The sequence below is a fragment of the Haloferax sp. AB510 genome (genome assembly GCF_024136985.1).
GTDB lineage: Archaea > Halobacteriota > Halobacteria > Halobacteriales > Haloferacaceae > Haloferax.
The window spans coordinates 26639-41893 of the sequence record NZ_JAMYJY010000005.1 but is presented as its reverse complement, the minus strand read 5'-3'; the positions used below and the strand labels follow the sequence as shown (position 1 = coordinate 41893).

Annotated in this window: 15 protein-coding genes; 7 read left to right on the top strand and 8 right to left on the bottom strand. The window is 67.3% G+C overall.

Features of this window, described 5'->3' with window-relative positions; genetic code table 11:
- Positions 1–39: 39 nt before the first annotated feature.
- A complete protein-coding gene (locus tag NKF06_RS01830; RefSeq protein ID WP_253244343.1) occupies positions 40–678 on the top strand; it encodes a GNAT family protein in 639 nt (212 codons plus the stop codon).
- The gene (locus NKF06_RS01825; protein ID WP_253244342.1) at positions 675–1322 is read left to right on the top strand and encodes a GNAT family protein; all 648 of its coding nucleotides are present in this window, start codon (positions 675–677) and stop codon (positions 1320–1322) included. The genes NKF06_RS01830 and NKF06_RS01825 overlap by 4 nt, the downstream gene beginning before the upstream one ends.
- Before the next feature lie 8 nt (positions 1323–1330).
- Here NKF06_RS01825 and NKF06_RS01820 read toward each other — a convergent pair whose 3' ends face one another.
- Complete coding sequence (locus NKF06_RS01820) at positions 1331–2518, bottom strand: amidohydrolase family protein (protein WP_253244341.1); 1188 nt, start codon at positions 2516–2518, stop codon at positions 1331–1333.
- A gap of 216 nt (positions 2519–2734) precedes the next feature.
- Here NKF06_RS01820 and NKF06_RS01815 point away from each other — a divergent pair, with 216 nt between their 5' ends.
- The gene (locus tag NKF06_RS01815) at positions 2735–3316 is read left to right on the top strand and encodes a transporter (RefSeq protein WP_253244340.1); all 582 of its coding nucleotides are present in this window, start codon (positions 2735–2737) and stop codon (positions 3314–3316) included.
- Positions 3317–3371: 55 nt separating this feature from the next.
- Here the strand turns inward: NKF06_RS01815 and NKF06_RS01810 are convergent, their stop codons facing one another.
- A complete protein-coding gene (locus NKF06_RS01810) occupies positions 3372–3944 on the bottom strand; it encodes a GNAT family N-acetyltransferase (RefSeq protein ID WP_058827638.1) in 573 nt (190 codons plus the stop codon).
- Between the two features lie 78 nt (positions 3945–4022).
- On the bottom strand, positions 4023–4667 hold the full coding sequence (locus NKF06_RS01805) for a metal-dependent hydrolase (RefSeq protein WP_253244339.1): 645 nt from the start codon (positions 4665–4667) through the stop codon (positions 4023–4025).
- Between the two features lie 140 nt (positions 4668–4807).
- Here NKF06_RS01805 and NKF06_RS01800 point away from each other — a divergent pair, with 140 nt between their 5' ends.
- Both NKF06_RS01800 and NKF06_RS01795 read left to right on the top strand, forming a co-directional pair.
- Positions 4808–5515 carry a helix-turn-helix domain-containing protein gene (locus NKF06_RS01800; protein ID WP_253244338.1) on the top strand — a complete coding sequence of 236 codons (708 nt, stop codon included), beginning with the start codon at positions 4808–4810 and terminating at the stop codon, positions 5513–5515.
- 133 nt (positions 5516–5648) lie between these two features.
- The gene (locus tag NKF06_RS01795; protein WP_058827640.1) at positions 5649–5951 is read left to right on the top strand and encodes a hypothetical protein; all 303 of its coding nucleotides are present in this window, start codon (positions 5649–5651) and stop codon (positions 5949–5951) included.
- A 125-nt stretch (positions 5952–6076) separates the two neighbouring features.
- Here NKF06_RS01795 and hmgB read toward each other — a convergent pair whose 3' ends face one another.
- Together hmgB and NKF06_RS01785 are read right to left on the bottom strand one after the other, a co-directional pair.
- Complete coding sequence (gene hmgB, locus NKF06_RS01790) at positions 6077–7414, bottom strand: hydroxymethylglutaryl-CoA synthase (RefSeq protein WP_058827641.1); 1338 nt, start codon at positions 7412–7414, stop codon at positions 6077–6079.
- Between the two features lie 80 nt (positions 7415–7494).
- The gene (locus tag NKF06_RS01785; protein WP_253244337.1) at positions 7495–9384 is read right to left on the bottom strand and encodes a type IV pilin; all 1890 of its coding nucleotides are present in this window, start codon (positions 9382–9384) and stop codon (positions 7495–7497) included.
- A gap of 77 nt (positions 9385–9461) precedes the next feature.
- Here NKF06_RS01785 and NKF06_RS01780 point away from each other — a divergent pair, with 77 nt between their 5' ends.
- Positions 9462–11093, top strand: coding sequence for an Ig-like domain-containing protein (locus NKF06_RS01780; RefSeq protein WP_253244336.1), 1632 nt, complete (start codon positions 9462–9464; stop codon positions 11091–11093).
- Between the two features lie 101 nt (positions 11094–11194).
- Here the strand turns inward: NKF06_RS01780 and NKF06_RS01775 are convergent, their stop codons facing one another.
- The 3 genes from NKF06_RS01775 to NKF06_RS01765 all read right to left on the bottom strand — a co-directional run bounded on the left by NKF06_RS01775 (position 11195) and on the right by NKF06_RS01765 (position 13333).
- Entirely contained in the window at positions 11195–11782 is a 588-nt protein-coding gene (locus tag NKF06_RS01775) for a DUF2150 family protein (RefSeq protein WP_058827644.1), read from the bottom strand.
- Between the two features lie 140 nt (positions 11783–11922).
- Positions 11923–12771, bottom strand: a complete 849-nt coding sequence (locus tag NKF06_RS01770; RefSeq protein ID WP_058827645.1) for a TatD family hydrolase — start codon at positions 12769–12771, stop codon at positions 11923–11925.
- 85 nt (positions 12772–12856) lie between these two features.
- Positions 12857–13333, bottom strand: coding sequence for an NYN domain-containing protein (locus NKF06_RS01765; RefSeq protein ID WP_058827646.1), 477 nt, complete (start codon positions 13331–13333; stop codon positions 12857–12859).
- A gap of 195 nt (positions 13334–13528) precedes the next feature.
- On the opposite strand from NKF06_RS01765, the gene NKF06_RS01760 reads away from it, so the two are divergent.
- Entirely contained in the window at positions 13529–15100 is a 1572-nt protein-coding gene (locus NKF06_RS01760) for a S8 family serine peptidase (protein WP_253244335.1), read from the top strand.
- Positions 15101–15255: the final 155 nt, after the last annotated feature.

Genomic DNA, 15255 nt, shown 5'->3' with positions numbered 1-15255 from the left:
CAGAAAACTTATTAGCGCTCTCCGAGTGGACTCCGTTCCATGTTCCCCGACGAAATCGTGACCCCGCGGCTCAGGCTTCGTGCCCTGTCGCGGGAGGTCGTCGACCCGTTGGACGCATACGAACACTTCGCCGCCTCGCGCTCGGACACCATCGAGGAAGAGACCGAGTTCGTCACGTGGGGACCCCACGAGACGCCCAAGGAGACGCTGGACTTCATCGAACAGGCCGAAGAAGGCCACGAGTCCGCGGAAAACGCCATCTACGCCGTCTTCCCCCGAGACGGTGAGGACGGGGCGGGCGAGTTCGCCGGCACCGCCGGCTTCAACCCCGAGTGGGACAAGCGCCGGGCGGTCTTCGGCATGTGGCTCCGAAAGGAGTTCTGGGGCCGCGGCTACTCGGGCGAGCGGGCGGCCGCGTTCTTCGCCGCGGTCTTCGACGTGCTCGACCTCGACGTCGCGCTCGCGTACGCGATGCCCGAAAACGAGGCGTCGTGTCGAGCAATCGAGAAGTACACCGACCGCTTCGGCGGGCAGGAAGACGGCCTGTTTCCCAACGAGGCCGTCGACGCCGACGGGACGCCGCGCGACGTTCGCGGTTGGTCCGTGACCCGCGAACAGTGGGAAGCCACCACCAGCGGCGACTACGACGCCGAGTTCCGTTGGGAGGTTCGCGAGTGAGCGACCTCTTTCCCGCGGTCGTCGAGACGCCGCGGCTCCGACTGGTTTCCCGCCGCCCGAAGCACGTCGGCGTCCACGAGGCCTACGACCTCTGTTCGGCCCCCGAGATGGACGACGTGACCCGGTACATGCCGTGGTCGCGCCACGAGACGCCGAAAGTGACGAAGGAGTTCCTCGACCGCGGGGAGTCGAGTTGGACCGACGCCGAGAGCGCCGACTACGCGATTATCCCGCGCGAGGGCGAAGACGGCGCGGGTGAGATTGCCGGGTTCGGCGGCCTCCACACCGAGTGGGACCGCCGCGTCGGAGAACTCGGCCTGTGGCTCCGGCCGCGCTACTGGGGCCGCGGCTACTCGGGCGAGCGTGCTTCGGCGTTGGCGGCGCTCGCATTCGACGTGTTCGACCTCGAAGTCGTCGCCGTCTCGCACGTCGCGGCGAACGAGAAGTCCCAGCGCGCTATCGAGAAGTACATGGCGGCGCTCGGCGGCGGCCTCGACGGCCGCGAGCGAAACAGCATCGTCATCGACGACGAGCCGGCTGACGAACGCCGCTACAGCGTCTCCCGCGAGGACTGGCTGGCGACGACCGGCGGCGACTACGACGCCGAGTTCCGCTGGGACCTCGACCCCGACGACGTTCGCTGAGCCGTCACTTATTCTCCGCCGGAAACCGCACCGGGGACCGCGCCGGCGACGACGCGGCCGCCTTTCAGGACCGCCGTCGGGTCGTTCAGCACCGTCAGGTCCGAAAGCGGATCGTCGTCGAAGACGAGCAGGTCGGCGTACGCGCCGGGTTCGACGACGCCACAGTCGTCCAGCCCCACCGCGTCGGCGGCCGTCTCGGTCATCGCCCGGATGGCGTCCAGCGGCTCCATGGCGTGTTGCGCCATGAACTGCACCTCGGAGGCGTTGCCGCCGTGGACGTTGAACGGCGTGCCCGCGTCGGTGCCGCCGGCGATGCGGACGCCGGCCTCGACGGCCAGTTTGAACGACTCGATGTGCCGGTCGTAGACGGTCTCAGTCTTCGCCACGTCCTCTCTCGTCGCCGCCTCGGTGTTTCGGACGATGTGGTACGGCGCGGACAGCGTCGGCACGAGCGTCGCGTCGCGCTCCAAGAACAGGTCGATGGCCTCGTCGTCGAGGAACGTCCCGTGTTCGACCGTGTCGACGCCCGCTCGGATAGCGGCTTTCACGCCCTCGCCGCCGTGGGCGTGGGTCGCGGTGTGGACGCCCCGCCGGTGCGCCTCGTCGACGAGCGCGTGGAGTTCTTCTTCGGTGAACGCCACCGCGCCGGGGTCGCTGCCGGGCGTCGTCACCCCGCCGGTCGTCATGAACTTGATGAAGTCGGCACCCAGTTTCACCTGCTCTCTGACCGCCTTTCGCGCCTCGGTCGGCCCGTCTATCTCGCGGCCCATGTGGTGGCCGTGGCCGCCGGTGATGGTTATCGACCGGCAGTTGGCGACCGTGCGCGGACCGGGCACGTCCCCGGCGTCGATGGCGCGTTTCAGCGCCACGTCGATGTCGCGCGCGCCCATCACCCGAGCGCCCGTGACGCCCGCTTCGAGCGTCTTCCGAGCGTTTCGCGCCTCGACCAGCGTGAGTTCGGCGTCGGACATGCCGACCACGTCTTCGACGCTCCGCTCGCCCGACAAGGAGAAATGGATGTGCGCGTCCACCAGTCCGGGCGTGACCGTCCTGCCGACGAGGTCGACGCTCCGCTCGCCCCCACGGGGGTCGAGGTCGCCGACGGCCTCGATTTGCCCCGTCTCGGCGTCGATTCGAACGTCCGCCTCGTCGATGACACGGTCGCCGCGAATCACCCGTGGGCCCCGAAGTAACATGCCCGTCGCTATCACACGGCGAGACTTGAACGTGACCCTCCGGCGGTGGACAGACGACGGGCGGCTCGTCGGGCAAACGGTGGACGATTATCGGGCGGTTTCCGGGGGGTCGCCGGGACGACTGTACCCACCTCGTATCGACATCATGTACCGCGAGAGACCCTCTCACGGCGGCCACGAGACATTTACGTGAGAACAACAATCGCTTCCGACACGATGTCAACGACACCTGAATCGACCCGCGGTTCCACACCATCGACGCTTCGGTCAGTCGGCAGCGGCGGCGTCGCCGGCCTCGGGGCGGCCCTCTTCGGCTACCTCGTGACCTACCTCCTCACCTCCTCGACCATCGAGAACTCGACGGCCAGCCAGGTGCTCGAAGCCCTCGGCTCGGACATCTCGACGTGGAAGGTCGTCGGCTGGGTGTTCATGAGCGCCCACGGCGTGACCACGACGTTCCCCGGGTTGTTCGGGACGACCTCCGCCGCGAACCTCATCGAGAGCGTCGAGGCGTTCTCGCCGGTACTCTACGTCGTGCCCGTGGTCGCGCTCCTCGCGGCGGGTGCGCTCGCAGCCGTCGTCAGCGGCGCGTCCTCGACGCGGGCGGGCGCGCTGGCCGGCGCGGGAACCACCGTCGGCTACCTCGTCTTCGCGCTCGTGGGTATCGCGCTGTTCACCGTCTCTCTCGGCGAGTCGGCCATCAGCCCCGACCCGGTCACGTCCGCGCTTCTTGCGGGCGTCGCGTACCCCGCCGTTCTCGGTACCGTCGGTGGCCTCGGGGCCGCGGCGCTCCGGTAGTCGCCGCCGTCCGGTCGCTCGGTTCTCCGTTTTCCGGCACCTCGCTTTCGTCGACTCAGAGGTCGCGAGCGACGAGTTCGCCCCAGTGGTCGAAGCCGTAGCGGTCGTAGAACGCCCGCGCCCGGTCGTTCGCCTCGTCCACGTCGAGGACGATTCGGTCCAACGGGAGATCCTGCGAGCGCGCGTGGTCCAACACGGCCGCCATGAGTTCGTCGGCGACGCCCGTCCCGCGGTAGTCGGCGTCGAGGAATAACTCGTTGAGGACGGCGGCGTCCCAGATGAACGTCATCTCCTCGGGGAGCGCGAAGGCGTAGCCGACGAGACGAGCGTCGCCGTCGTCGTCACCGTCACCGCCGTCGCTATCGATGCCGCCATCACCGTGCCCGTCTCCCGACACCGCCTCGGCGACGACGACGCACCCGGGGTCGTCGGTCGCACAGCGCTCGACCCATGAGAGGTATCGCTCGCGGTAGTCGTCGGTGAGTTTCGCCTCGTACTTCGACAGTTTGTCGTCGCCGCCGGTCCCCTCGCCGATGCCGAGTTCGAACCCGCGTTTCAGCTCCCAGAACGCGGCCGCGTCGCCCGGTTCGTAGGGTCGCACCTCGACGCCGTCGGGTGTCTCGCTCATGGACGCGGATGCGTCGCCATCCGTTATGAACGCTCGGAGTCGGGAGCCGCGGCCGCTCCCCCGTCCCGTTCCGACGACTCACTCCGCCCGCCCGCGCAGGCGCTCCGAGAGGAGTCGTCCGCCGACCACGCCCGCTCCGAGGACGATGAGCATCAGTTCCGTCCCCGACGAGGCCAGCGGGGCGACCCGCTCTACGTTTTCTGGCTCCGCGCCCGGCGACGGGTCGACGACGGTGCTGTAGTGGAGCGTCTCGGTCGTCGGTGGCGGCGACGCGGGCTGTAACTCCACGAACGTCTGGACGAACCCGCGCGTGCTCGACCACTCGGCGCGCCCGTTAATCGAGTAGAACGCGTCGTGCAGCGGGTAGAAGGCGTTGACGCCGTTGGTGAACAGGTCGGGGAAGATGCCCCCACAGAGGAGCGCGGCGATGCCGACCCACGCGACGACGACGCCACGGGTGCCCCAGCGACCGCGAATCGCGGAGCGCTCGGGGTCACGAATCCGCGTGTCGTAGACCACGACGGCGGCGAGGACGAGCGGGAGCAAAAGCGTGTGAAAGAGCGCGCGGTGGCTGCCGGGAAGGAGTGTGCTGGTGAACGAGTCGAGGTCGGGGACCGCGGCGGCGACGAGCGCGACGCCGACCGAGCGGACGTCGAACCAGCGACCGAGGAGGGCGGCACCGACAAGTCCGCCGACCGCGACGTGAACGAGGGTCGATGGCATACCGCGTAGTGGTCGGCCGACGACCTTCAGGGTTCCCACGGGGTTCGTCAGGCGACGACTACCACTTTCGACACCCTTTTGCGGCACACTCACGCACGTTGTCCCATGACTCACCCCTCGGTCGGACCGAGGTGTTCGCGATGACCGCGGCACCGCGCGACGACCTCGCCCGCCGCATCGCGGGCGAGATTACCCTCTCGGACGACCCCGGCGCGACCCTCCGGAAGTGGCGGACCGACTTCGACATCTCGCAGACGGCGCTCGCCGAGCAGTTGGACGTGTCGTCGTCGGTCGTCTCCGACTACGAGAGCGGTCGCCGCGAGAGCCCCGGCATCGGCGTCATCCGCCGGATGGTCGAGGCGCTCCTCGACATCGACGAGGCCCGCGGCGGCAGTCGCATCCGGCAGTACGCCCGCGTCCTCTCGGCCGGCTTCGAGAGCGACATCGTCCAGGACCTCCGTGAGTACCCCACGTCGATTCCGCTGGATTCCTTCTACGACGCCATCGGCGCGACGCCCATCGTCGACGGCGACCAAGACCGCATCAGCGGCCACACCGTCATCAACAGCATCCAGGCCATCACGCGGCTCTCCTCGGAGGTGTTCTACCGGCTCTACGGCCAGTCCACGAGTCGGGCGCTCGTCTTCACCGGTGTCACCCGCGGCGAATCGCCGCTGGTCGCCATGCGCGTCGTCACGCCGACGCCGAACGCCGTCGTCCTCCACGGCCTCTCGGAGGACGAACTCTGGGAGCACGCGCCCGCGCTCGCCACTATCGACGGCTTCGCCCTCGCCGTGACTGACCGCGACTTGGACGAGATGCTCGAAGACCTACGGAAGCTTCCCTGAACCCGGCGTCAAAACCCGATTTCGCGTTCTCTCCGATTCGATTCCGTTCGGTCCCGTTCGCTTCGCTTCGAATTTCCAGAGTGTCCGTCCAAGGGCGAAAAAAGCCGAAGGGCGGCCGCGACGATGTCCGTGTATGGATATCCGCGACCTCCAATCGCACCTCGAAACGTCGTTCGAGTACCCCGTTACGACCGAGCGCGTGCTCGACCGCGCCGGCGACATCGAAGTGACTGCGCCGAACGTCGACGACGCAGAGACCGTCGAAACCATCCTCGCCCCGCTCGGAACCGAGACGTACGAGTCGGCCGCCGACCTGTACAACACGATACTCGGAAGCGTGAGCGACGACTACATCGGCAGAAAATTCTACGACGACCGGGGCGCTGACCCGGCGGACTCGTGGTCGATACTGCCCGAACAGGCCCGTTCGTTCTAACGCGCTTCGTCTCCGCACTCGCTTCGCTCGTGCGGACGGTTCCCGCTACTCCACGTATTCGTACTTCCGAAACGCCGTTCGGCGCTTCGTCTCCGCACTCGCTTCGCTCGTGCGGACGGTTCCCGCTACTCCACGTATTCGTAGCGGCGCTCGTTCATCCGGCCCCAACCCGTGAAGACGAACTCGGCTTCGGGTTGGGTGAACTCCTCGACCTCGATCTCCTTTTCGTGGTTGTGCACGTCGTGGATGAGCTCGTAGTCGTCGAAGGAAATCTCGGTGCGGGCCGCGAGCTGGTCGTCCACGTCCACGGCTTCGATTTCGTCGAGCCACGTCTCTTGGACCGTCTCGGCGTGAATCTCCGCCTGCGCGCCGGAACCGTACGACCCGACGAGCAGTTGCTTTCCGGTCATGTCCTTCCCCTCGTCCGCGGCGGCGATGAGCGCCGACAGCCGGGCGATGTGGACCGAGCCGGTGTACCAGTTGCCGACGCGGCTGGAGATGTCGAGCGTCGGCTCGATGACGCGGCCGTACCAGTCGCGGTACTGCTCGGTCGTCTTCAGCTCGTCCATGTAGCCGCGGATGGCCTCCTCGTAGTCGTCCCACGTCTCGAAGTCCGCCTCGCGGGGCTGGCGACCGATTTCGCTTTCGAGGTCGTCTTCGATGTCGGTGTCGCGGGTCATGTGCCGGAAGCCGAGAAGCGCCGCCTTCCGGACCATGCCGGGGAACGGCGTGTGGAATGGGATGTACTCGAAGAGGTCCGGGTGGGTGCGACCCGCGACGCTCTCGTAGTCCTCGAGCGCCTCGCGCATGCGGGCGAGATACACCTGCATGGAGCGCTTGCCGTCCACGGAGGGGAACTGCTGGTTCGGCTTGAGGAAGTCCGTCTCGTCCATGCTGCCGTAGCCCTGCTCGGTCGAGAGTTCGACGAGGTCCGGGTCCTCGTCGATGAGCATCGCGACCGCGCCCGCGCCCTGCGTCGCCTCGCCGGGATCGCCGCGTTCGTAGAGGGCGGTGTCCGTAGCGATGACGAGCGCCGCGCGACCGCGGTTGCGTCCCGCCTTAATCCAGTTGTAGGCGTCGTCGAGGCTCTGAGTGCCGGCGATACAGGCGAACTTTCGCTCGCCCTTGTTGGCGTGGCGGAAGTCGCCGTCGTACACCTGTTCGAGACAGCCGGCGATGTACGTCGACACCGGCTTGGAGTTGTCGAACGCCGACTCGGTCGCCACGTCGATGCGGCCGATGTCCGCGGGCGTGAGACCCTTTCGGTCCATCAACTGTTTGGCGGCGTTCGCACCCATCGTGACGATGTCCTCGTACACGTCCGGGAACGACGACGTGTGGAGACCCAGACCCTTCGTGTACTTCTCCGGGTCTTCGCCCTTCACCGGCGCGAAGGTGTTGGGGAGGTCTAACACGAGTTTGCCCGTCCAAATCTCCATGGCGTCGATGCCGACGGAAGTCATGGTCGATGCTACAGAACCGAGGGATAAGGTTTTGTCGATGGTGAGTTACGTCGGTTGTCGAAGAGATCGGATGAGAGCAGTCAGGCGTTCTTGTCGCCCGCGATATCCGAGAGAACGTATCGGTCGACCACGATACCGTCGGCGTCGACGACGCGGACCTCGATATCGTAGGTGTCTCCGGTCCCGTAGGTCTCGGTGTATTCGAGGTTGTTCTCACTCGTCGCGGTACTTCGGACGACGCCGCTGGCCTGCGGTTGCTGGCGGTTGCGGAAGTACACCTCGACTTCGGCGAACTCGCCCGTACCGACGACTTCGTAGTCGACCCGGTAGCGAACCCGATTCCGGTTCGTCTGCGAGTTGTCCGACACCGACACCGAATCGAACGAGGGACTTCCCACGCGGGAGAGGCCGTCGTTTCCGGACGGGTCGGTCCAGTCCGCGTCGTCGGTCACGATGCGCTCGTCGACGACGACGCCGTCGGCGTCGAGCAACTGAAGCCGGATGCGGTAGGTCATTCCGAACGTCCCGCCGTTGTCCTCGGCGGCGAAGTCGTCGATGGTGTTCCGCGGGTCCGCGCTCTCGTAGATTCCCTCGGCGTACGAGTCGTCCACGTTTGAAACCCACAGCCTGACGCGGCCGAACTCCGCCCGGTCGGTGACGTTGTACGAGGCCTCGTAGTCGGCCTGCGTCATGCTCAGGTCGTCGATGATTGTACCCTCGAACGACGGGCTGGACACCCGCGTCAGGTCGTCGTTGCCGGCGGGGTCGACGCCATCGGCCACGTCCGAGATGACCCGGCGGTCGACGAGCACGCCGTCCTCGTCGAAGACGCGGATGACCACTTCGTAGTCGTCGCCTTCGGTCCCGTCGTACGCCGAGTAGCCCGCGATGGTCCCGCGGGGTGCGGTCCCGCTGAGTTCCGCGGTCGCAGACGGCGCGTCGAGGTTGTCGAACTCGACGCGAATCTCCGAGAGGTTCGACGCGTTCGTGACGTTGTAGTTCAGTTCGTACGCCGCGCCCTCCTGCGTCAGGTCGATGAGCGCGGCACCGCGAATCTTCGGGTCGTTCGTCTCGGGGAGTCCCGTGTTCGCGTCGGGGTTGTCGCCGTCGGCAACGTCGGAGATGGTCCGCGAGTCGAGGACGTTGCCGCCCGCGTCCAGCGCCGCCACCGTGATTCGGTAGCGGTCGCCGACGCCAGCGCCGATGTCGTAGGTCGCGAAGCCGCGGGCGTTCGTCTCGGTGACCGTCTGGGTCGCCCACGACGAATCGAGGTTCTCAAACGTCACGCGGACGCGGTCGAAGTCCGGCCCCGCGGCCACGTCGTAGTCCACGCGGTAGCCGGCACCGCCGGAGTTGGTCGTCCGGTCTTCCACGTGCACCCCGTTGATGGCGGTCGATTCCGGGGTCGTCGTCGTGGTCGTCGTGGTCGTGGTTGCAGTCGTCGCGGTTGTCGTCGCCGTGGACGTGGTGGTCGCTGGCGGACTCGTCGTCGTGGGCCGCGGCGTCGGCGCGGGACCCGGCGTCTCCGTGACCGCGCCGAGCGTCCGCTCCGCGCGGTGGATGACGGTGTTGCTCGGTTCGTGGACGACCAACACGAGATACGGATCGCTCCCGTCGAATCCGACGGGGGCGGTCGGTCGCCAGCTATCGCCCGGACCGAACTGCGACTCGCTCGTCGTCGCTCGGCGGTTGATGTCGCCGTCGGTCCCGAGCGAGTACCGGGTCGTCGTGTCCTCGCTTCGCGTGACGACGGCTACGTCGCCGGCGCGGAGGGTGTCGCCGGCGCGGTGCGCGAGCGTCAGGTTCGACCCGTCGACGGTCACGTCGAGTTCCACTAGCGGAGCGTCGTCTCGGTAGTCGTCGACAGCGGCGAGCGCGGCGACGCCGCCGACCGTGACGACCACGACGACGAGGCCTAACAGGAGAATCATCCCGACCGTCTCGCTCTGCGCGCGCGAAGCGACCTGCACGACTGAACGCAGGCGGGTACGATATAAAAACGTACGCGGCAACAGACCTTTATCAGTCCGACCAGTTGACCACCCCAATGGAACTCCTCGACAGCGAACGGGGGCAGGCGGTTCAGGTCGGCGCGATCCTCCTGTTCGGCTTCCTCGTCATCGGCCTGTCGCTCTACCAGGCGACGGTCGTTCCCCAGCAGACGAAGGCGACGGAGTTCGGGGCCTATCTGGACGCCTCGGACGACCTCGTGTCGCTCCACAACGACGTGCTCGCGACCGCGACGAGGGGAGTTCAGTCTGGGGTCACGGTCCAGACCGGCGTCCAGTACCGCCCGCGCGTCGTCTTCATCAACCCCGGCCCGCCGACGGGGAGTCTCACGCTCACGGACTCGCGGGACATCACTATCGCCGGTGCCGACGCCGTCGACGGCGAACCCGAGGCAGTCCGGACGCTCTGGGACGGCGGAACCCGGACCTACGAGAGCAAGGTCCTGCGCTACTCGCCGGACTACAACGAGTTCGACGGCACGCCGATCACGGTCTCCGGCGCGGCGGTCCAGCGCGAGGCCGGCGCGAACGTGGTCCCGCTCGGCGGCCAGACACTCGTCTCGGGGAACCGAATCACCGCCGTCTCCATCGACGGACGAATCGGCCAGACGGCGGCCCGAACCCCGCTGACCGTCGCGCCCATCTCGTCGGCCACGCGGACGGTGACCGTGACGAACGAGTCCGACGAAGATATCACCTTGACCCTCCCAGTCGGGTCGAACGCGACGGCGTGGAGTCGGTCGCCGACCGCCGACCGGATGCTGGAGAACGCCCGTGTGAAAGCCGTTTCCGACCTCGGCGACGGTGCGGACCCGACCAACAGCCTCGTCCGCGTCACCCTGAACGGCTCGTACACCTACGAACTCCGGCTCGCCAAGGTCGAACTGTCGTCCTCGTCGGCCGCCTCGACGGTCGCCAGCCCCGACGGGCAGTATCTCGTCCCGGTCACGACGGGAGCGGCCGCCGCGCCTGACAAGTCGACCGAAGTCGTCGTCGAAGCGCGCGACCGCTACAACAACCCCGTCGAAGGCGAACTCATCGACTTCACCGTTACCGAAGGCGACGCGTCACCGACCAGCAGGACCGTCACGACGACCGACGATGGCCGCGCCGGGTTCGCGTTCACGCCCGCCGCCGACGCGGACGGACCGATAACCGTCCGCGCGTCGGGCGACCTCGACGGCGACGGGACGGTCGAGGCAATCGAGCAGACGACCTACACCGTTCCGCTGGTCAACGGGAGCGGCAGTGGCGGCGGAACGGGCGCGGGAGACGACGGGTCGACGGGAGAAATTAACCCGCCGCAGGAGGACCAAGACGTCATCCTAACGGGGGCGACCGCCACGAACGGAAACGACGCCGCTCGCATCTCCCTCAACAACACCGGAACGGAGCGCGTCGTGACGAGTTTCCGCGTCTCGTTTTACTACCCCGACCAGGGCGGTAACGGCGCCGAGACCGCGTCGTTCAACGGTTCGCCAGCTCAGAACGTGGGGGCTGATCAGTACACGCTTGGCCCGGACCGAGTCACGCTCCCGTCGGACGCGACGACGGACATCACCATCGACTTCGGGGCGAACAAGAACCTCGACACACGTGGCGACTTCTTCATCCTCACCGTTCAGTTCGACGACGGCGAGTTCGCGACGTACTTCGTCGCGGTCCCGTAGCCGGGGCTCGCGGTCGGAACGACGGGTGGTTCGGTGCCGGGCGACTCCGGCGCTCTCGGCGGTCGAAAAGCGAGACAAAAACAGCGTGAGAGAGGCCGAGTTCAGTCTTCTTCTTCGACGACTTCGGGCTCCGAAAGGCCGCTCTGGAGGCTGTCGAGGCCGTTGACCCACTCGGTGACGAGTCCGAATTCGAGTTCGTCGAGGACTTCGATGTCGAGGTCGTCGCCGTCGATGACGCGGGTGCCGACCTGGACGATGTAGCCGAGCGCGCTGTCGAGATCGTCTGCGGCCTCGGCGTCCGCGGCGGCGCGGATGTAGGCGTCCATGTCGTCTTCGAGTTCGGCGGGGCCGGCGACGATGAACTCCTCGGCGGCGAAGAAGGCGCACGAAAGGCTCGTCTGGACGCTCCCGATGAGGATTTCGGCCTCCTCGTTCTCCGACTCGAACACGGGTTCGGCCATGACGATGTCGTGGACGGTCGAAAGCTCGTCGAGCGCCTCTTCTTCGCCCAGCGTGTCGTCGTCGTAGGCGGTCAGAATCTTGGCGATGGCGATAGCCGCGTCGTTCTGGATGTTCATCAGGAGACGGCCGGTCTCCTCGCTTTCGAGGTCCAGGTCCTCTTCTTCGACGCGCGTCAACCAGTTCTGCCAGCGTTCCGGCGAGTAGTATCGTTCCTCGGCCTCGGTCATACCTACAACCTCCCGTGCCGGACTCAAATGCCTTTCTTATCCTGCTTGTGACCGTGCGAGGACTCGACGTGGGAGAAGACGGCGCGATTCGACTCGTGTGCCGGTCTCGGCGGTTCGCTCGTCTCCCTGCCTGTCGGTCCCTATCGGTCGAGCGTCGCTTCGGTGTCGACGCCGTAGACCAGCGCGGGCGTCTCGACGTGGGCGTTCCTGACGGCGTCCTCGCGCCCCTCGTCGAGGAGCCAATCGACGCGCCGGGGGACGGTCTTCGGCCCCATCACCGCGCCGGGGCGGTCAGGGTCGTCGATGAAGTCGGTCTCCATGAGGAACGGGTCGCCCCGCTCTGCGGCGTCTTCGAGGCGGTCCTTGTCGCTCATGACGCTCGGCGTGCCGCCGGTCAGGTGGCCCTGCGCGTAGTGCTTGACCACGCGTTCGCCGGGCACGCCGCGCTCGTCGGCCCACTCGGCCACGTCCGAGAGGTCGGTCGTCGACTCCGTGTGGAGTTGGAGCGCGCAGTCGCAGCCCGCGGCAAGGTCGAGACCGTGTCTGAGGACGGCGTTCGAGGCCTCCCAGACGGCGTCCGTGACCTCGTAGTGCGGGCGGCCGGACTTGAGCGCGAGCGCGTCGCCCTCGCGGACGAACTCGGCGGCGGTATCGAGGCCGGCGCACATCAGGTCGCGGGCGGCCTCGGGGGCGTAGCCGCGGTCGTCGACGAGTTTCGAGACGAGACCGGGGTGGACGCCGAGAACCGGCCACGCGCGACCGGGAAGTAACTCTGTGGCCTCGCGGACGACTTCGACCGTCGTCTCGAAGACCGGGCGGAAATCCTCGCCCGTCTCGACCTCGTGGCCGAGGAGCCACGAGGGCTTGTTGACGACGAGGAGGTGCGTGCCGCCGCTCCGGGCGAAATCCTTCACCGCCTCCAGTCCGCGCCCGTGGTCCGGGTCGAGGTGGAGGTGGTTGTCCACGACCGGCGTGTCGAACTCCTGCATGGGCGAGTGGTCGGTCGGGGGAGGAAAAAGCGAACCGTTCGCGGTCGGGTCGAGTTGGTCGAGTGCGGCCGGGTCGTCGCCCGACTCAGTCGCCGCCCTCTGCGAGTTCGTCGAGCGTCATCGCGTGGGTCGCCGCGTTCTGGAGCGCGTCCGAGCGCCCGTAGCTCCCCGGCGCGATGGCGACCGTCCGCAGGCCGTAGGCGTTGGCCGTCTCCAGGGCGGGCTTGAAGTCGGTGTCCCGCGAGGCGACTGCGATGACGTCGGCGCGGTCCTCAACGGCGTACCGGGTGAGGTCGACCGCGAGCTTCACGTCGACGTCGCCGCTCGTGACGATAACCTCGAAGCCGCGCGCCTCGGCCGCCTGAATCAGCCCCGGCGTGGCGTGTTCGTCGAGGTAGAGCCGCGCCGCGCTCAGCTGTCCGCCGAGGGAGCGAGCCGCCGCCCGGATGTCGTCTAAGTCCACGTCGAACTCGTCGCGGAGGACGTTCGGCCCGTCCACGAAGAGCGCCACTCGGCCCGACGGGAGCCCGTCGGGACCGACCAACCGCCGCAGGAGGTCCATACACCACCTCACCCGGTTTCGGGTTTATAAATTTCGAGGGAGGATCGACCGAAGCAGGAACGACGATCTGGGAATCTGTAGAGGATTTATTTTGGTTTACGATTTTGTTCCGAATCACCTTTGAAGAACAGGCTGAAATTGAAATTTCAGTCAAGCTAACAAATATTGCCACGGTCTCCCGAGACATGTGTGCCCATGGCAGGCACACCGAACTTCGACAGACGAACCTTCCTGAAGCTCGCCGCGGCCGCCGGGTTGACCGGTGCGGCAGGCGTGACCACCGCGACGCCCGGTCGGTCCCCCGGCCCGAAGAAAGAAGAGATTCTCGTCGGCGTCTCGAAGACGGCCGACAGCCCGCGCAAGGCCGTCGAGAAGCACGTCCCCGGCAACGCGACGGTCGTCCACGAGAACAAGACCCTCAGTTACGTGGCGGTCAAGTTCCCGTCGGTCGCCGCCGACCGCGCCCGCGAGAACTTCATCTCGGCGGTCACGAAGCGCGACGAGGTGAAGTACGCGGAGAAGAACGTCACCCATCAGGCGCTCTATACGACGAACGACCCGCAGTACGGCAGTCAGTACGCGCCCCAGCAGGTGAACGCCGACACCGCGTGGGACACCACGCTCGGCAGTTCCGACGTGACCGTCGCCGTGGTCGACCAGGGGGTCAAATACGACCACCCCGACCTCTCGGCGCAGTTCGGCTCCGACAAGGGGCAGGACTTCGTCGACGCCGACGACGACCCGTATCCGGACGTGCTCGCCGACGAGTACCACGGCACCCACGTCGCCGGCATCGCCGCCGGCTCCACCGACAACAACGAGGGCATCGGCGGCATCAGCGACTCGTCGCTCCTCTCGGGGCGCGCGCTCTCCGAGTCCGGCAGCGGCTCGACGAGCGATATCGCCGATGCCATCGAGTGGGCCGCGGACCAAGGGGCGGACGTCATCAACCTCTCGCTCGGCGGGGGCGGTTACACGTCCACGATGAAGAACGCCGTGTCGTACGCGACCCAGCAGGGGAGCCTCGTCGTCGCCGCCGCCGGCAACGACGGGAGCGGGAGCGTCTCGTATCCCGCCGCCTACAGCGAGTGCGTCGCCGTCTCCGCGCTCGACCCCGACGAGACGCTGGCGTCGTACTCCAACTACGGCACCGACATCGACCTCGCCGCGCCGGGGACGAACGTCCTCTCGTGTTGGACGACCGACACCGAGTACAAGGAGATATCCGGCACGTCGATGGCGACGCCGGTCGTCTCGGGCGTCGCCGGGCTCACGCTCGCCGTCTACGACCTCTCGCCGGTCGACCTGCGAAGCCAACTTAAGAACACCGCGGTCGACGTCGGCCTCTCCGAGAACGAACAGGGCGCGGGCCGCGTGGACGCCGCGAACGCCGTCACGACCGAGCCGGGAAGCGGCGGCGGTGGCGGTGGTGGCGGTGGTGGCGGCGACTCGACAACCTCGACCATCGACGACTCGCTGTCGTCGTCGGCCGACTCCGACTGCTGGAGCTACGCGTGGGAGTACGACTCTCCGTCGCAGGTCGTCGTCGACCTCAGCGGGCCGTCGAGCGCCGACTTCGACCTCTACGTCAACGAGGGCTCGGGGACGTGCCCCACGACCGGGTCGTACGACTACCGGTCGTGGACCACGGACAGCGAAGAGCAGATAGTCGTCGACAACCCCGACACGTCGGCCGACCTCTCGGTGCTGGTCGACAGCTACTCCGGCAGCGGCAGCTACACCGTGACGGTCACGGAAAAGGAGTAACAGGGACCTCAACCGCCCGCGAGACCCCCTCGCGAGCGAACCGATAGCCGACTTCATGAGCAGGTGACCGTCGCGCCCGCGCGCTCCCACACGCGTCGTGCGGCGTCACATCCCAATTCTGCGGGACCTCGCGATGCGCTGATGCGACCGGAACG